The sequence below is a fragment of the Bradyrhizobium iriomotense genome, assembly GCF_018129405.1.
Taxonomy (GTDB): domain Bacteria; phylum Pseudomonadota; class Alphaproteobacteria; order Rhizobiales; family Xanthobacteraceae; genus Bradyrhizobium; species Bradyrhizobium iriomotense_B.
Map to the genome: position 1 here is coordinate 11,720 of NZ_JAFCLP010000031.1, position 17,678 is coordinate 29,397.

Annotated in this window: 14 protein-coding genes; 5 read left to right on the forward strand and 9 right to left on the reverse strand. The window is 67.3% G+C overall.

The features are described 5' to 3' along the window. Positions 1 to 58: 58 nt before the first annotated feature. The 6 genes from JQ592_RS35930 to JQ592_RS35955 all read right to left on the reverse strand — a co-directional run bounded on the left by JQ592_RS35930 (position 59) and on the right by JQ592_RS35955 (position 10,125). Entirely contained in the window at positions 59 to 2,467 is a 2,409-nt protein-coding gene (locus JQ592_RS35930) for a TonB-dependent receptor (protein ID WP_211407432.1), read from the reverse strand. A gap of 148 nt (positions 2,468 to 2,615) precedes the next feature. After that, positions 2,616 to 3,014, reverse strand: coding sequence for a DUF2946 family protein (locus tag JQ592_RS35935; protein ID WP_211407433.1), 399 nt, complete (start codon positions 3,012 to 3,014; stop codon positions 2,616 to 2,618). Positions 3,015 to 3,158: 144 nt separating this feature from the next. Next, positions 3,159 to 5,222 carry a hypothetical protein gene (locus JQ592_RS35940; protein ID WP_211407434.1) on the reverse strand — a complete coding sequence of 688 codons (2,064 nt, stop codon included), beginning with the start codon at positions 5,220 to 5,222 and terminating at the stop codon, positions 3,159 to 3,161. 150 nt (positions 5,223 to 5,372) lie between these two features. Beyond that, complete coding sequence (locus tag JQ592_RS35945) at positions 5,373 to 8,186, reverse strand: DUF4159 domain-containing protein (RefSeq protein ID WP_211407435.1); 2,814 nt, start codon at positions 8,184 to 8,186, stop codon at positions 5,373 to 5,375. After that, positions 8,183 to 9,127, reverse strand: coding sequence for a DUF58 domain-containing protein (locus tag JQ592_RS35950; RefSeq protein WP_211407436.1), 945 nt, complete (start codon positions 9,125 to 9,127; stop codon positions 8,183 to 8,185). The genes JQ592_RS35945 and JQ592_RS35950 overlap by 4 nt, the downstream gene beginning before the upstream one ends. Continuing rightward, complete coding sequence (locus JQ592_RS35955; protein WP_211407437.1) at positions 9,127 to 10,125, reverse strand: AAA family ATPase; 999 nt, start codon at positions 10,123 to 10,125, stop codon at positions 9,127 to 9,129. Before JQ592_RS35955 ends, JQ592_RS35950 begins: the two co-directional genes overlap by 1 nt. A gap of 279 nt (positions 10,126 to 10,404) precedes the next feature. Here JQ592_RS35955 and JQ592_RS35960 point away from each other — a divergent pair, with 279 nt between their 5' ends. From JQ592_RS35960 to JQ592_RS35980, 5 genes are read left to right on the forward strand one after another with little or no spacing between them, the layout of a single operon-like run. Next, a complete protein-coding gene (locus tag JQ592_RS35960; RefSeq protein WP_211407438.1) occupies positions 10,405 to 11,016 on the forward strand; it encodes a DUF1285 domain-containing protein in 612 nt (203 codons plus the stop codon). After that, on the forward strand, positions 11,013 to 11,696 hold the full coding sequence (locus JQ592_RS35965; RefSeq protein ID WP_211407439.1) for a CoA pyrophosphatase: 684 nt from the start codon (positions 11,013 to 11,015) through the stop codon (positions 11,694 to 11,696). Before JQ592_RS35960 ends, JQ592_RS35965 begins: the two co-directional genes overlap by 4 nt. After that, complete coding sequence (locus JQ592_RS35970; protein ID WP_211407440.1) at positions 11,693 to 11,956, forward strand: DUF6111 family protein; 264 nt, start codon at positions 11,693 to 11,695, stop codon at positions 11,954 to 11,956. Before JQ592_RS35965 ends, JQ592_RS35970 begins: the two co-directional genes overlap by 4 nt. Positions 11,957 to 11,966: 10 nt before the next feature. Next, on the forward strand, positions 11,967 to 13,223 hold the full coding sequence (locus tag JQ592_RS35975) for a CCA tRNA nucleotidyltransferase (protein WP_211407441.1): 1,257 nt from the start codon (positions 11,967 to 11,969) through the stop codon (positions 13,221 to 13,223). Next, positions 13,220 to 13,990, forward strand: a complete 771-nt coding sequence (locus tag JQ592_RS35980) for a TSUP family transporter (RefSeq protein ID WP_211407442.1) — start codon at positions 13,220 to 13,222, stop codon at positions 13,988 to 13,990. The genes JQ592_RS35975 and JQ592_RS35980 overlap by 4 nt, the downstream gene beginning before the upstream one ends. A 113-nt stretch (positions 13,991 to 14,103) precedes the next feature. Here the strand turns inward: JQ592_RS35980 and JQ592_RS35985 are convergent, their stop codons facing one another. The 3 genes from JQ592_RS35985 to JQ592_RS35995 form a co-directional block, all read right to left on the reverse strand. Then, a complete protein-coding gene (locus tag JQ592_RS35985) occupies positions 14,104 to 14,538 on the reverse strand; it encodes a cupin domain-containing protein (RefSeq protein WP_246820963.1) in 435 nt (144 codons plus the stop codon). A gap of 110 nt (positions 14,539 to 14,648) precedes the next feature. Continuing rightward, positions 14,649 to 15,959, reverse strand: coding sequence for an HlyD family type I secretion periplasmic adaptor subunit (locus JQ592_RS35990; protein WP_211407443.1), 1,311 nt, complete (start codon positions 15,957 to 15,959; stop codon positions 14,649 to 14,651). Then, entirely contained in the window at positions 15,956 to 17,602 is a 1,647-nt protein-coding gene (locus JQ592_RS35995; protein ID WP_246820978.1) for a type I secretion system permease/ATPase, read from the reverse strand. The genes JQ592_RS35990 and JQ592_RS35995 overlap by 4 nt, the downstream gene beginning before the upstream one ends. Positions 17,603 to 17,678 lie beyond the last annotated feature (76 nt).

Here is a 17,678-nt window from a genome sequence, read left to right on the forward strand (position 1 = left end):
CTTGAGCGTGATCATCGCGCGGAAGCGCGATGACGATTCATTCAAATCTCATCGCGCTTTAGAACTTGAAGTTCGCGAACGCCCGCACGCCGATGCCGGGCATCAACACCTCGTCCTTGGTGTAGGACACCGAGTTGCGGATGCTCTCGTTGAGGAGATTGTTGCCGACGATGCCGGCAATCATCTCGCGCGCCCCGAACCAGTTGCGATCGAGCTTGGTCTTGTAGCTCACCTCGGCCTTCAGCAAATTGTAGCCCGGCGTCGGCGTTTCCGCGATCACCGCGACGTTGTTCTGCGCGAAGGCGTGCAAGAGGTTGACGCGCATCAGCCAGTTGTCGTCGCGCCAGAACACGCCGCCGCCGATCCGCACCGGCGGAATGCGCGGCACGTTGGTGCCGTCGGTGAAGGTGGCGCGCACCGCGTCGAGCTGGTTCTCGATGCCCCAGATGCCGCCATGGAACGCGCCGACGTCGAGCTGCGACTGGAATTCGCCGCCGCGGAAGATGGCGTCACGCTGCGAATATCTCGCTTGCTGCAGCTCAAGCTGATCCGGATTGGCGATGTCCACACAGGCCGCCTCGTCGCACGTGTTGCCAGTCAATCGGCGGAAGATGAAGCCGTTGAACCTCGTGTAGTAGCCGGTGAGTTCGAATCGGAATGGCCCTGTCGCCCGCCGCAGGCCGACCTCGATCGATTTCGCCGTTTCGATGCCGAGGTCCGGATTGCCGATGTCGAAGGTAGCGGTCGCGTCGTGCGCGCCGCGCGAAAAGAGCTCTGCCGGTTTCGGCGCTCGCTCGACGTATTGACCGGTAACGCTGGCAACCAGACCCCACGGCAGATCCTGGAGCAGGCCAATGCTCGCACTCTTGGGCGTGAAGTGCAGGTTCCGCGGCGTGGCAGGACCAATACTGGCAGGGTCGATATTGACGTCGAACACGGGAGGTATGAATGCCGGCGTCGTCCCGGAGAGATTGACATGCTCGATGCGTCCGGCAATTTGCGCCTTGGTGGTCTCGCTGAATTTCAGCTCGTTGAAGACGTAACCGGCGACCCTGTCGTTCTTGTTTGGGTCCCACAATCCGTTCAGTGGGCTGCCCGGATCGTCCGGGCTCGGCGCGGTCAATTCCTGATGGCCGGCCTGGAAGCCGAGCGCCGTGGTCACCTCGGCGAAGCGCGCGTTGAACGGCGTCAGCTGCACTTCGGTGCGGATCTCCTGCTCCTTGTTGGTGAAGGTCTGCCTGATGCCATCGCTGTTGAGATCGGCGGGATCGGCAAGGCCGATCTCGTTGTGCCGATAGTCGGTCGCACCGGCCCAGAAGCGGATCGTGTCGATCGCGGCAGCATCAGGGCGGTACTCGCCCTTGACGTTGATCTTGGTCTGGTGGCCGTCGATCCGCGTGAGGTGGTCGGCGCCGTCGATGCCGGGGATGTGGTAGAGCGAGTCGTTCTGCGTGATCGCCGCGCCGATATAGCCACCCTGGAAGAAATAGGAGCCGCCGATCGAGGCGCCGTCCGAGCGCGTCGCCGAGTTCGGCTGGCGCCCGTTCACGGGCCGCGTCTGGTCGTTCAGATAGGGATAGCTCGGGATCGCATAGTCCGAGGTCGTGCGGCCATAGGCATCGGCATGGAAGGCAAAATTGCCGCCGCCGGTATCGAGCAGCACGCCGCTCTCGACGCCGCGATCGACCGAGCTGAACGCGGTGCGCGTCTCGGCGGTGACGCAAGGCGATGTCGCGGCTGATGCGAGCGGGGCCTTGGTCGGCAGGCCGTAGGTCTGGAACGACGGTGCGCAGGAAGGCAGCGCATCCGGAATGCGGTTGTTGGTGGCGCTGACGACGCCGCCGATCGAGGTCGAGCCGTAGCGCAGCGCCGCCGGCCCGCGGACCACTTCGACCTGGTTGGTCGCGAGTGTATCAATGGGAACGAAATGGTCCTCGCCGAGGTCGGAGGCGCCGCCGCCATTGGTGCCGTTCTCGACGATGCCGACGCGGTTGACGTCGAGACCCCGGATGATCGGACGGCTGGAGGCGCCGGGCGCAAAGCTCGAGCCGGTGATGCCGGGCTTGGAGAACAGGAGATCGCCGAGCTGGCCGCCGCCCTCGCGGCGGATCTCGTCGTTCGGCACCACGGTGACGGTCGCGAACTGGTTGGTCACGATTGGCAGCACGCCCTGCTGAGGCGCGGCCGTCGCGGGCGCTGCCGGCGTCGCTTCCGCCGTGCGCTGCTGGCTGCGCGCGCGTCCTGTGCGCGCGACACGAACCGGGCTGCGGGTCGGCACCACCCGGCGCACGATCGGGCTCGGCGCCGTCACGGTGACGGCCGGGATCTCCGTCGACGACTTGTCTTGCGCAGGCGGTTGCGCAGGTGCCTGTGCGGGTTCTTGGGCGAGCGCCGATGTGGCGGCGGCGCCGAGCAGGAGCAGGCTCGCTCCGGCAAGACGCTGCGCACGTCGCAATTCAAATGACATGGTCCTGATTCCACTCAGGCGCCGTCCGCATATTGGTGTGCTGATCGGAGGCGGCCTGCCGTCGCAGCGCGACGGAATTCGACTTCAACTTTTCCCGGACGATCGCCCGAAAGCGGCGGGTCCGGGCGTGATCACGCAATGTTGGAAGTCAGGACGCGGGAGGGGCGCGCGGCTGGAACGCCGTGCCGGCCGATTTCAGATGGATGAATTCGGCATCAGTGGTGCGATGGAGCAGCTCGATCGCCTGCGGCAGCTGCAGAAGCGGCGGCGTCGCGAACAGGACCGTGCCCGCCATCGCGACCACGGCGCAGATCGCGCAATTGTCGTCGCCCGGCTGCTCGCGATCTGGAGCAGAGGGCGATTGCTCCTGGACCGCCGCACGGTCAACCGAGGCGACCGCCTTCGCGTTGTCCGTCTGCTGGAGCGAGGTGAGGGGGGCCGCCTGGGCGAACCAGTGGCTGTGGCCGAAGGTCAGCCCGAATTGCACCAGCATCGCGAACAACGCGAGCCGGGCACCGTGCCTGATATGCGACCGGAACCACTTCATCTGCAGACGCCACCCCGCATCGCGAGACGCCAATCCCTAGGGCGTCGCGATGTTATAATGTAACATCGCGCGATCGGTCCGTGGATGTCAACGGCAGGGCGGGCTGCGTGTGCAGGCAGCCGGCCCGATGTGTCCTTCGGGCAACTAGCGCCCCTCGCGCGCCCACGTCGCCGCAAACGCGCCGAGCAGCAGCAGCAGGCCGATCAGGCCGGCGAAGATCGGCAGCACGCCGACGCCCTTCACGACGCTGGCGTCGCGCATGCGCACGCCCATCCAGCCGTCGCCGGCGAACACGCTCGCCGAGCGCGAGGGCACGATGCGCGGCAGCTCGACGCTGTTGCCGTCGACGACGCGCACGGCATTGCCGCCGGTCGCCTGCGTCAGCGGCCTCAATGTCTCGGTGGTGGAGGTGACCTCCGAAAACTCCTTCGGATTGGTCGGGCCAACATTGATGAGCGCCTTCAGCGTGCCGTCGGTCGCCTGCCACAGGCCGAGCTCGTTCGCCGGCAGGCTGGCGCGCCACTCGCCGGGATCGCCCGCGCTCAGCGTCAGGTCCTGCGACACGCCCGACGGCGAGGTCACGCTGACAGGCTGGACGCTGTCCGACATGGTCTGGCGAACCACGACGAGATTCTTGCCCTGCACCTGGAGGCGGAGCGCTTCCTCGTCGAGGTCCGGCTGCTTCATCAGCCAGTGCGACATCCGCCTGAGCAGATCGAGATGCGGGCCGCCGCCCTCATAGCCGCGCGCCCACAGCCAGATGTGGTCGGAGAGCAGAAGCGCAACACGCCCCTCGCCGAAGCGCGACAGGAACAGCAGCGGCTTGCCGTCGAGGCCCGTCATCACCGGCGGGTTGACGGAATTGCGCGTGTCGACGGTGCGGAAGAAACGGCTCCAGCGCGGCGGCTCGGATCCCGAGCCCTCCAGCCCGCGCGTGACCGGATGGCGTTTGCCGAGGTCGGACAGATGCGCATAGAACGGTTTTTCGGTCACGCCGACCGGCTCGGCCGGTAGCACCGAATCCAGCGGCGTGCGCCAGATGCTGGTGTTGGAGGCGTAGTCGGGCCCGGCCGAGACCAGCACCGCGCCGCCGGCGCGCACATAGCGCGCGATGTTGTCGAAATAGGCGATCGGCAGCACGCCCTGGCGGGCGTAGCGGTCGAAGATGATCAGCTGGAATTCGTTGATCTTCTGCTGGAACAGCTCGCGGGTCGGAAACGCGATCAGCGACAATTCGTTGATCGGCGTGCCGTCCTGCTTCTCCGGCGGCCTTAGAATCGTGAAGTGCACGAGGTCGACGCTGGCGTCGGACTTCAGGAGGTTGCGCCAGGTGCGCTCGCCGGAATGCGGCTCGCCCGAGACCAGCAGCACGCGCAGCTTGTCGCGCACGCCGTCGATGGCGACGACGGCGCGGTTGTTGACCGGCGTCAGCTCCCGCTCGAGCGGCGAGGCCTCGATCTCGACGATGTTCGGGCCGGCATGCTTGATGTCGACGTCGACGCTTGCGGTCTGGCCGCTCGAGAGCGTGCGCTCGTTGATGACCTCGCCGTCGCGACGCACCGTGACCCTGGCGCGCTCGCCGGAAACGCCCTGGTCGTCGAGCCGGTAGCTGATGGTCTGCATCTGGCCGACGATGCCGAAGCGCGGCGCCGCGGTGATCGCGATGCGGCGGTCGCGCTCGTCCTTCTGTCCGGTGATCAGCGCGTGCACGGGCGCTTGGAAGCCGAGCGCGGCGGCGCTCGCGGGGATGTCGTGGACGCGGCCGTCGGTGATCAGGAACGCGCCGGCGACGCGATCGACCGGCACGTCCGACAGCGCCGAGGCGAGGGCGCCGAACAATCTTGTGCCGTCGGTCTCGCCGTCGGCCTGTCCGGCGTCGACGACGCGGACGTCCAGGCCCTTGATCTTCTTCAGGCTGTCGACCAGCGCTTCCTGGGCCTGGGCGGCCTCGCGATTGCGGTTGCCGAAATTCTGGCTCGGGCTCTTGTCGACGACGATGGCCGCGACCGAGGTGAGGGGATCGCGGTCCTCGCGGGTGAAGGAGGGATTGGCGAGCGCCAGCAGGAACAGCGCCAGCGCGGCGACACGCACGGCCGCACCGCGCGCACGCGCCACCAGCAGCAGGATGGCGATGACGACGATCGCGGCCAGTGCGAGCCACAGGACGATCGCGGGAACAAGCGGCGTGAACGCGATGCCGTAATTCATCAGACAGACCTATCAACGTCATTCCGGAGCGCCTCGAAGAGGCGAACCCGGAAGCTCGAGATTCCCCGGTGCGCAATGCGCACCTGCGGTCTGGTCCTTCGGACCATCCCGGAATGACGAGGTGTGTGGTTCAAGCTCGTCACGCGCATCCTATTGCCCCAACCGTTCGATCAGGGCCGGTGCGTGCACCTGGTCGGCCTTGTAGTTGCCGGTCAGCGTGTACATCACGATGTTGGCGCCGGCGCGGTAGGCGAATTCGCGCTGGCGGGTGTCGCCGCTGGTCACCGGCAGCATGTACTGGCCGTCGGGGCGCACGGCCCAGGCGCCGGCAAGATCGTTCGAGGTGATGATGATCGGCGAGACGCCGTCGCCGCCGCGCGCCGGACGCTGCGCGCTGTCCTCGTCCTCGTCGCGCGGCAGGGTCTCGACCCAGGTCTGGCCGGTGTTGAAGCGGCCGGGGAAGTCGCGCAGCAGGTAGAAGGTCTTGGTTAGCACGTGCTCGCGCGGCACCGGCTCGAGCTCAGGCACGTCGAGTGAGGACAGGATGTCGCGCAAGGCCCGCATGCCCGGCGTCTGCGAGGCGCCACTATCGCCGGGCGGCGCCTCATAGGCGTCGCGGGTGTCGAACAGCACGGTGCCGCCCTGTTTCATGTAGGCGTCGATCTTGTTGATGGCGTCCTGCGGCGGCTTGGGCGCGCCGGGCACGATCGGCCAGTAGATCAGCGGGAAGAAGGCGAGCTCGTCGCGCGCGGGATCGATGCCGACGGGATCGCCGGCCTCCAGCGCGGTGCGCTGCGCCAGGAACAGCGTCAGTCCGGTGAGGCCGGCCTTGACGATGGAATCGACGTCGGCATTGCCGGTGACGACATAGGCGAGGCGGGTCTGCGACACCGCCTTCATCGCGAACTCGTCGGATGCGCTGTCGGCGCGTGACGGCGCCGGCGACAGCACAGTGAGACCCGCAAGCACGAGGCCGAGCAGGATCACCGCAGGCGCGGCGCGGCGGCGCAGCAGCGCGGCGAGGCCGCCGCCGAGCAGCGCGACGATGATGGCGTCGATCAGGAACAGCCCGAGCGCGGTCGAGAGCAGCCAGCCGCGCAAATCGCGCGGCTCGGCATTGGTGTAGGTGGCGTGCCGGGCGCGCAGGCTCGCGGTGTTCAGGGCTGCGATGCGGTCGGCGCTGGCAAGCGTGTTCACGGCGAGCGGTCCTTCTGCCGGACCGTAGAAGCCGGGCGGATGATCGGGGGTGGCGCGGTCGCGATAGTCCGCAGGCAATGGCTTTGCGGTCGCCGGCGGCGGGCCGAAGGCGCCAAAGCCGTCGAGGATGTGCAGCGGCGCCACCGTTTCAGTGGTCGCCTCGCTGGCAACACCGGCGCCGGGCTTGGTGGTGTAGCCGGACATGTCGACGACCCGCCGGAGCATTTCGACGAAGATGCCCGACATCGGCAGATCCGACCAGCGCATGTCGGCGCTGACGTGGAACAGGCTGACGATGCCCTTGCCGCGATGCTCGCCGGTCACCAGCGGCGTGCCGTCTTCGAGCGAGGCCCAGCTCTTGGTCGCGAGCACCGCGTCGGGCTCGGCCAGCACCTGGCGGCTCACGGTGACATCCTTGGGGACCACGACGCCGGCGAACGGGCCGTCGGCGGCGAAAGAGGCGAGATGCTGCGGCTTCTCCCAGGTCAGGCTGCCGCCGAGCGTGCGGCCGCCCTTGCGCAGCTTGACCGGCACGAGATCGTCTTCGGCCTGCGCCAGGCGGGGCCCTGCGAACCGCACCAGCACGCCGCCCTGGTCGATCCAGGCATTGAGACGCTCGCGGATTTCAGGCGCGATGGTGCCGACATCGGCGAGGATGATCATCGGCAGCTTCTGGTCCAGGAACTGCGTGATGCCCTGCTGTGGCGAACCCTTGTCGGCGAGGCGTACGTCGGCGAACGGCGCCAGCGCGCGGGTGAGATAGAAGGTCGGCGCCAACAGCGGCTGCGCGGTCTCGCTGGTCGCCCCCGAGACGATGCCGATGGCACGGCGGCGCCAGCGCTTGTCGAGCAGCTGCACCGCACCGGCCGAGCGCTCGCCCGAGATCTCGAGCCGCGTGATGTCGTTGCGCAGCTCGACCGGCAGGTCGAACGCGGCGTCGGTCTCATTGTCCTGCGGGCCGAACGAGAAGCGCGCTTCGCCGATCGGCGAGGCCTTCTGGTCCAGCGCGCGCACGGTGCCCACCGCAATGCCGCTGTCGGTGCGCAGCACCTTCACCGTCATCTTCGCCGCGGCGTTCTCGGCCGCGACCAGCGCCAGCGGCGAGGACGTGCCGCCTTCGAAGATGGTCAGGCTGCGATCGCCGATGGTCTTGCCGAGGCCAGCCACGAACTCCTCGCCGCGGCCGGCGTCGACGCCGTCGGACAGCCAGGCGATCTCGCAATCGCCGGTGGCTTTCAGGAAGCGATCGACCGCGGTGAGCGTCTCGACGCGGTCGATCGAATAGGGCTTTGGCGCAAGCTGGCGCAGCGCGACGCGCGCGGCACCCGCCGGCATCAGGGTGATGTCGCGATTCGGCTCGGACAGCGGCACCAGCGCGATGGCGCGGCGGTCATTATCGGCATTGGCGATCAACTCGTCCGCGGCCCTGATCCTGATGTCCCAGTTCGAGGCCGCGCTCCAGCCGTCGTCGAACATGATCATCAGTGGCGCCTTGCTGCCGGCGGCGCCGACTTGCGGATTCCAGATCGGTCCGGCGGCGGCGAAAATGACGAGGGCCGCAGCCAAAAGGCGGAGCGCAGTCAGCCACCACGGCGTCCGCGACGGCGTCTCCTCGCGCTGTGCGATGTCGAACAACAGGCGGGTCGGCGGAAACTCGATCCGGCGCGGCCGCGGCGGCATCACGCGCAACAGCCACCACAGCACCGGCAGGCTGATGAGGCCGATCAGGAGCAGCGGTTCGGTGAAAGCGAGCGGCAATCCCATCATGCGGCCGGCCCCGCCTTGATCGTCGTGGTGCGCGCGCCCGATTTGCTCACCTGCATGCCGGCGTGCAGATACAGCAGCAGCTCGGCGGCGGAGCGGTCGGTCGCATGGGTCGTGAACAGCCAGTCCAGCCTCGAGGTCTCGGCGCGGATCTGGTCGCGGTGCAGCGCAAGGCGCGCGGTGTAGTCCTGCGCCCAGCTCTCGGCGCGGCCGGCGGTGATCACGCCGAATCCTTCGGGCTCGACGAACTCGATGCGGCCGGAATAGGGGAACGACTCCTCGGCGGGGTCGACGACCTGCACCATCGTGCCATGCGCGCCGGAGCCGGAGAGCCCTGCGAGCGTCGCACTGATCTCGGAGATCGGCGACCAGAAATCCGACAGCACGATGATCTCCGCGAGCGCGGAAGGAACGAAGGAGGGCGGCAGGCTGAGGCGGTCGGCATCGTCATGCAGCATCGCCTGCGCCATCTTGTCGATGACGCTGCGGCTCGCGGTCGGCGCCATCAGCCCGGGAATGCCGACGCGTTCGCCGCCGGCGACCAGCAGTTCGGCCAGCGCGAAGGCGACGATCAGCGTACGCTCGAGCTTGGATTCGCGCGCGGTCTTCGAGGCGAAGGCCATCGAGGGCGAGCGGTCGGGCCAGATCCAGACCGTGTGCGAGGCTTCCCATTCGAGCTCGCGGACATAGAGATGATCGTCGCGCGCCGAGCGGCGCCAGTCGACGTTCTGCGCCGGCTCGCCGGAGACGAAGCGGCGGTACTGCCAGAAATTTTCGCCGGAGCCGGCGCGGCGGCGGCCGTGCAGGCCGTGGATGACGTTGGCGGCAACGCGGCGGGCTTCCAGCACCAGGCGCGGCAGCGAAGCGGCGAGCGTGCGGCTTTCGCCATCGGCACGTCGGATCGCAATGATCTCCTTCGCTGTGTGCCCGGTCTCTGCGGCCATCAACCGATCCGTGTCTTCAATTGCCGGATCACGTCCGGAATCGTGCGGCCTTCGGCGCGCGCCTGGAACGTCAGCGCCATGCGGTGCTTCAGAATAGGTTCGGCGAGGTCGAGCACGTCGTCGATCGAGGGCGCGAGGCGTCCGTCGATCAGCGCGCGGGCGCGCACGGCGAGCATCAAGGATTGGCTGGCGCGCGGGCCGGGGCCCCAGGCGATGAACTTGCCGGCTTCGCCGCTCTCCTCGCCCGGACGGGCCGAGCGCACCAGCGACAGGATCGCCTCCACCACGGAATCGCCGACCGGCAGGCGGCGGACCAGCCGCTGCGCGGTGATCAGCGCGTCCGCCGTCATCGAGCCCTTCGCCAGCGTCTCCTCGGCACCGGTGGTTTCGAACAGGATGCGTCGCTCCGCCTCGCGGTCGGGATAGTCGACGTCGATCTCCATCAGGAAGCGGTCGAGCTGCGCTTCGGGCAGCGGATAGGTGCCTTCCTGCTCCAGCGGGTTTTGCGTCGCGAGCACGTGGAAGGGTTTTGGCAGATCATGACGCGCGCCGGCGACGGTGATGTGCTGCTCCTGCATCGCCTGCAAGAGCGCCGACTGCGTGCGCGGGCTGGCGCGATTGATCTCGTCGGCCATCAGGAGCTGCGCGAACACGGGACCGGCAATGAAGCGGAAGGCGCGCCTGCCCGCGGTGCTCTCGTCCAGCACCTCGGCGCCGAGGATGTCCGACGGCATCAGGTCCGGCGTGAACTGGATGCGCTTGGCGTCGAGGCCGAGCGTGACGCCGAGTGTCTCGACCAGCTTGGTCTTGGCAAGGCCGGGCACGCCGATCAGCAGCGCATGCCCCCCGGAGAGAATAGTGACCAGCGTGTTCTCGATGACGCGGTCCTGGCCGAAGATGACGGATGCGATCGCCTCCTTCGCCGCGCGAACCTGGGCCGACACCTGCTCGGCCGAACGGACGATCCCGTCTTCGAGTTTCTCGACACTCTCCGCCATTCGCTCGCTCCTTCAGCCTGCCATGCGGCTTGCTTGCGTCGTCACTTGCTTGCGTCGTCACTTTCCTGCGTCGTCGCGCCAGCACATGGGCCCTATGCTAGACTTGCAGGAAGGCCATGTATTCGTTGAATTAACCTATCCCCACCTTATCGGCTTAAGGGTATGTAGGGCATCACGAAGTGGCGACCTGCACACCGGACTAATCCGGGGTGGAACCGAGCACCAATCTACGACGTAGACCTGCACCAATCGTGCCAAATGACAAAGTCAGGGCAAACCATGGCGAACCAAGGGCAGAGCGCCGAGCGCGGTCTTGAGGGGCTGACTGCCGCCGCCAAAAGTGCTGCCGGTGCCGAAGGCGCCAAAAAGGGCCTGCCTCCGGTGCATCTGTGGAATCCGCCGTTTTGCGGCGATCTCGACATCCGAATCGCCTCCGATGGTACTTGGTTCTACATGGGGACGCCAATCGGCCGTCACGCCCTCGTCCGCCTGTTCTCGACTATCCTGAAGCGCGAGGGCGACAAGCATTTTCTCGTGACGCCGGTGGAGAAGGTCGGCATCCGCGTCGATGACGCGCCGTTCATGGCGGTCGAGATGCTGAAGAGCGGCGAGGACAACCATCGCGTGCTGAGCTTCCGCACCAATGTCGACGACTGGGTCATTTGCGATGCCGCGCACCGGCTGCGGTTCGAGCAGGCGGCGGACGGCGGGCTGACGCCATACTTGCATGTCCGCGCCGATCTCTGGGCCAAGGTGACCCGTGCGCTCTACTACGATCTGGTTGACATGGGCGAGGAGCGGATGGTCGATGGCCAGCCGATGTTCGGCGTCGAGTCGGCCGGCGAATTCTTCGCCATGGCCGACGCGGAGCAGGTGAGGGCTGCGCTTTGAACAAGCTTATCTCCAATAGCGAGCCTGAGCGCGAACCTGTCGCGCTCGGCGCTGCCGATTTCTTCGCCCGCTCGCGGGCGCGGCTCGGCTTCGACGTGCCGCCCGGCCTCTACGATCCCAACATCATCCCGGCCTCGGGCGATCCCGGCACCGACAAGATGCTGGAGATCATCGCGCGCGAGCAGCCGGTGCGGCCGGCAGCGGTCCTGATCGCCGTGGTCGACCATCCCGAGCCGACCATCCTGCTGACGCAGCGCTCGGCCCATCTCAACGATCACGCCGGCCAGATCGCCTTTCCCGGCGGCAAGATCGACGCGACCGACGCGTCCCCGCTCGATGCCGCGCTGCGCGAGGCCGAGGAGGAGGTCGGCCTGTCCAGAGACTTCATCGAGCCGATCGGCTATCTCGATCTCTACGGCACCGCTTTCGGCTTCCGCATCTTGCCGACGGTCGCCCGGGTGCGGCCGGGCTTTGCGCTCACCATCAACCATTCCGAGGTTGATGATGCGTTCGAGGTGCCGCTATCCTTCCTGATGAACCCGGTGAACCATCAGGTGCACAGCAAGGAATTCCGCGGCATGGAGCGGTTCTACTACGCTATGCCGTTCGCGGAACGCTACATCTGGGGGGCGACGGCCGGAATGCTGCGTGTGCTGTATGAGCGGATCTATTCATCATGATCCGGACGGTTCTGACCGAGATCGGAATCTTCCTCATCCCCTTTGCCGTCTATGCGTTGTTCCTGGCCGCCACCCGTTCCGGCCTGTTCGCGCGAACGTCCTGGCCGGTCACGGTCGTCGCCCGCCTCGCCCTGGTCGCGCTCGCGCTGGTGATCGCGGGCCTGATTGGCCTCGCGCATTACTCCGGCGCCGGACCGGATTCGACCTACGTTCCCGCTCATATCGAGAACGGCAAGTTCGTGCCGGGTACGGAAAGATAGGGGCAGCATCATGAGCGCGGAGCCGATCCTTGCCGATGCGCCCTGGCTGACCGCCGGCGGGACCGCGCGCGTCCTGCAATTGCTCGGCGCTGATGGCGAGGAGGCGCGGGTGGTCGGCGGCGCCGTGCGCAACGCGCTGCTCGGCCTCGTGCCCGGCGACATCGACATCGCGACCACGGCGCTGCCGGAGGAGGTGATCCGCCGCGCCAAGGCCGCCGGCATCAAGAGCGTGCCGACCGGCATCGACCACGGCACCATCACGCTCGTCATCGACGGCCATCCGTATGAAGTCACCACGCTGCGCGAGGACACCGAGACCTTCGGCCGCAAGGCCAAGGTCGCGTTCGGCCGCGACTGGATCAAGGATGCCGAGCGGCGCGACTTCACCATGAACGGCCTGTCGGTCGACGCAAGGGGCGTCGTCTACGACTATGTCGGCGGCATCGCGGATGCGAAAGCGCGCCGCGTGCGCTTCATCGGTGACCCCGACCAGCGCATCGCCGAGGATTATCTGCGTATCCTGCGCTTCTTCCGCATCCATGCCGCCTTTGGGGCCGGCGAGCCCGACCGCGACGGCTATCTCGCCTGCATCCGGGGACGCGCGGGCCTTGCCAGCCTGTCGGCCGAGCGGGTGCGCATGGAGATGCTGAAGCTGCTGCTGGCCGGCGGCGCCTCCGCGGCCGTGCTGGCCATGGCCGACGGCGGATTGCTGCAGGCGCTGATCGGCGGCGTTGCCTATACCGGCCCGCTGGAAACGATGATCGCGATCGAGCGCGAGTTCGGCCTTCCCGCCAGCAGCACGCGGCGCCTCGCCGCGCTGACGGTCGCCGTGACGGAGGACGCCAAGCGCGTCGCCGCGCGCTTGCGGCTCTCCAATGCCGAAGCCAAGGCGCTGGATTCGATGGGCCATCGCTGGTGGCGCTTCGCCGCCAACGACGAGGCCCATGCGCGGCGGCTGCTCTACCGGCTCGGCCCTGAGCGCTATCACGATCGCGTGTTGCTCGGCTGGGCGCGCGCCGCCGGTGAGGTGCGTTCGCCGCGCTGGCGCGCGCTCGCCGAGCTGCCGCAGCGCTGGACTGCGCCGAAATTCCCGCTGCGCGCCGCCGACTTCATCGCGCGCGGCCTGGCGGAAGGACCCGCGCTCGGACATGTGTTGACACTCGCCGAGGACGCTTGGCTTGCGGCGGATTTTCCCCTAGAGGAAGCCGCGCTCGCTTCCATCGCCGATCAAGCTGCGGCACGCGTCAGCCGCGACGAGAAATCGTGACCATCGTTTCAGGCTTCGCCGACATCTCGATCCTGCAGCTTTTGCTGGTCGCGTTGATGGCGTTGTTTGCTTCGATCATCGGCGGTCTTGCCGGCTACGGCACCGGCGCGCTGATGCCCTTGGTACTGGTGCCGCTGGTCGGCGCCGAGCCGGTGGTGCCGATCATCGCGATCTCCGCGATGCTGACCAATGCGAGCCGCGCTCTTGCCTATGTCCGCTATGCCGACCGCCGCCGCGCGTTGATCGTGCTCGCCTGCGCGGCGCTGACCACCGCGCTCGGCGCCTACGGCTATACGCGCCTCACCAATGCCGGCGCCGCGCTCGTGATCGGCACCATGCTGATCCTGAGCGTGGCGCTGCGCCGCGTGCTGCGATGGCGCGAGGTCAAGATCGGCGACACCGGCCTTGCCGCCGGCTCGGTCGGCTACGGCGTGCTGGTCGGCGGCACCTCCGGCTCCGGCGTGATCCTGCTCTCGCTCTTGATGGCCGCAGGCCTCGAGGGTGCCGCCGTGATCGCCACCGATGCGATGATCTCGCTCGGCACCGGCCTCATCAAGATCTCGGTGTTCGGCCTCGCCGGCGCCGTCACCGCGCAGGTGCTCGCCTTCGCGCTGTTGATCGGCGGCATCGCCATCCCCGGCGCGTTCCTCGCAAAGGCGTTCGTGGAGCGGATGCCGGTGCACATTCATACCGCGATCCTCGATGTCGCGGTCATCACCGGCGGGCTGGTGATGATCTCGGCGGCGGCGAGGCAGCTGGTCGGGTAGGTGCGGATCGAAGCCCCACGGGGCGTCCACGCACAGACGTCGTCTTCCGAGCGCAAGCCGGAAGTCGTCCGGCTTAGCGTCATTGGCGGCTTATGACCCCTAGGCGGACATCGCTACGGAGCCGGAGAAGCGAGCGGCTTTCCCTTCTCGACAACGTAAGTGGCGATTACTTTCGCGCCGTTCGGCCCAGCTTTGGCGTCGTGAATAACACCGGGTGCAAGTTGGTAACTCTCCCCGGTCTTTACCGTCTTGTCTGGTTGACCATCCACCATGAGCACCATCTCGCCATCAAGCATAAAACCTGACTCAGGACCTGGATGGGTGTGGCGTCCGATATTCACGTTGGGCATGACTTCAGCCATTCCAATTACGGTCTCATAGTTCGTGCCGGGCACGTCAAACTTCTGTAGTGGCGTCCGCTTTATTGTCGCGGTTTGCTGGGTCGCCGCTCGCGGATTTTGCTGAGCCGCAGCGATATCAGTTGTCGCCAACGAGACTACGGCGGTGCAAAGCAATAACCTGATAAGCATCGCTTTCTCCAAATTCATGATTGAGAATGCCGGACCCTATCAAATTTTTCGGTCTTTGACATGTCTGAAACGGACCCAAACTGACCTCAGCGGATGCTTCGGCCGTGTCTGCAAGCGGACCTTGAGCACTAGCGCTCGCGCCAGGCGCGCATCAGCTGATCGGAGAACGGCTTGACGAGGTACGACATCACGGTGCGCTGACCGGTCTGAATGAAGGCTTCGACCGGCATGCCGGCGATCAGCTTGAGGTCGCCCAGGCGTGCGAGCTCGGCCTCGGGAACGGCGATGCGGGCCACATAGAAGCTCGCCGTGCTCTTCTGGTCGACTGCGACGTCAGCGGACACGTGGCTCACCTCGCCGTTGAGTTGGGGCGTGGTGCGCTGGTTGAAGGCCGAAAAGCGCAGCAGCACCGGCTGGCCGACCGACAGACGATCGATCTCATGCGGGGGAATCCGCACCTCGACGACGAGCGCATCGTGGGCGGGGACGATGAGCATGATCTGCTCGCCGGGGCTGATGACTCCGCCGATGGTGTGCAGCGCCAGCTGGTGCACGGTGCCGTCCTGCGGCGCGCGAATATCGATGCGCTTGAGCTGATCCTCGGCGGCGACCCGTTTCTCGACCAATTCCGAGGTCTTGGCGCGAATCTCGGCGAGATCCTTTCCGACCTCGGTGCGCAGATCCTGATCGATCTGCATGATTTGCAGCGTGGTCTCGGTGATCCGGCCTCTGGCTTCGGCAATGGCGGCGACCAAAGCGCCGCGTTCGCCATGCAGGCGCACCGCGTCGCGCTCGAGCGTCGTCAGGCGCGTGATCTGGACCAGATTCTTTCGCCACAGATCGCGCACGCCCAGAAGCTCCTGGTCGATGAAGGTGGTTTCGCGGTCTTTCGCCTGGATCTGCTCGTCGAGCCCGCGGATCTGCTCCTGAAGCTGGCCGATGCGCTCGTCGAGCTGCGCCTTCTTGCCGGCGCGGGCGGCGCGGCGCAGCTCGAACAGCTTGCGCTCGCCGGCGATCAAGCGAGCGACGTCCGGATCGGCGGTACGCCCGACGAGGTCCGCGGGAAAGCCGAGCCAATCCTGACCGTCGCGCTCCGCCTCGAGTCGCGCCCGGCGCGCCGCCTGTTCGTCGAGACTCTTGACGACGATCAGGAGATTGGCCCGCGTCACCGTCTCGTCGAGGCGCACGACCACGTCGCCGGCCTTCACCCGGGCCCCCTCACGGACGTTGAGTTCACCGACCACGCCGCCGGTCGGGTGCTGCACCTTCTTGGTGTAGCTGTCCACCACCAGCGTGCCGGAGCCAATGACCGCGCCGGCCAATTCCGTGGTCGCTGCCCAGCCGCCAACGCCGCCGGCGAGAAGGATGACCCCCACGAGGCCAGCGCGCAGGTGCCGGCGGATCGAGCGCGGAACCACGTTCATCGGCTCGCGGTTCATGGACCAGCTCCCTCGGTCACGACCTTGAGCGGCACCGGCCCGGTTCGCGGCTGCACCATCTTGGCCAGAAGCGCGTCCTTGGGTCCGAACGCCTGCACGCGCCCCTCGGCCATCACGATCAATTGGTCTAGGGCAGCGAGCGCGCTGGTGCGATGCGCGACGACGATGGCAATGCCGCCCCGCGCGCGCACGCCGTGAATGGCTTGCGTCAGAGCCTGGTCGCCTTCGGCGTCGAGATTGGAGTTGGGCTCGTCCAGCACCACCAGGAAGGGATCGCGGTAGAGCGCACGGGCGAGCGCGATGCGCTGCCGCTGCCCGGCAGAGAGTGCCGCGCCGCCTTCGCCGATCGGGGTGTCGTAGCCCTTTGGCAATCGCAGCACCATCTCGTGCACGCCAGCCGCCCGCGCGGCGGCGATCATCGCCTCCGCGTCGGGGGCCGGTTCGAAGCGGTTGATGTTCTGCGCCACCGTGCCGGCGAACAGCTCGACGTCCTGCGGCAGATAGCCGATGTGGCGGCCGAGCGCCTCGGAGCTCCATTGGTCGAGCGCGGCGCCGTCCAGCCGCACCTTGCCGCGCGCCGACGCCCACACGCCGACGATGGCGCGCACCAGCGACGACTTGCCCGATGCGCTCGGACCGACGATGCCAAGCCCCTGTCCCGGGGTCAGCGCGAAGGAGGCTTCCTGGACCACGACGGTCTGTTCGCCCGGCGGCACAACGGCAATTGCCTCGACGGCGAGGGCTTTGCACGGTGGCGGCAACGGCGTCTTCTCCTCCTCGGCCGGGAGTTGCGCCCAGTACTGTTGCAGGCGTTTCCAGCTCTGCCGGGCCGCAGTCATGCTCTTCCAATGGGCGATGGCGAGCTCGACCGGCGCAAGCGCGCGCGAGGCGAGGATCGAGCCGGCAATGATGATTCCGGCGGTCGCCTCCTGCATGATGACGAGATAGCCGCCGACGCCGAGCACCGCCGATTGCAGCACCATGCGGAGCACCTTGGAAACGGAGCCGAAGCCGCCGGTGATATCGGCGGCACTGCGCTGGGTGGCCATGTAGCTGTCGTTGGCCTCCGCCCAGCGCGCGGCAAGGCGCCCGCGCATGCCCATGGCCTGCAAGACCTCGGCGTTGCGGCGGCTGGCCTCGGCGAGCGCATTGCGCTGCGCGATCTGGCCGGCGACTTCCTTCATGCGCGCATGCGTCAGCCGGTTGGTCAGAAGGGTCAGGGATACGAGCAACAGCGATCCGATCGACGCCGTGAGTCCGATCAGCGGATGAAACAGGAAGCAGATCGTGAGATAGAACGGAATCCACGGCAGGTCGAACAGCGCGGTGGGGCCGAGCCCGGAGAGATAGCTGCGCACCTGGTCGAGGTCGCGCACCGGCTGCAGCCCGTCGCCGCTTGCGCGCGCACGCAGCGGCCAGCGCGCGACGATGTCATAGGCGCGCACTGAGAATGCGCGGTCGAGCCACTCGCCGATGCGGACGAGGATGCGCCCGCGCAGAATGTCGAGGAATGCCTGGAACACGTAGAGGGCGCCGACCAGCGCGGCGAGGCCGATCAGCGTCGGCACGCTGCGGCTCGGCACCACGCGGTCGTAGACCTCCAGCATGAAGAACGAGCCGGTCAGGTAAAGCACGTTCAACATGGCGGTGATCAGGCCGAGCCCGACCAGCACGCCGCGGCAGGCCTCAAGCGGCGAGGCAAGGTCGCGTACGGGCGGT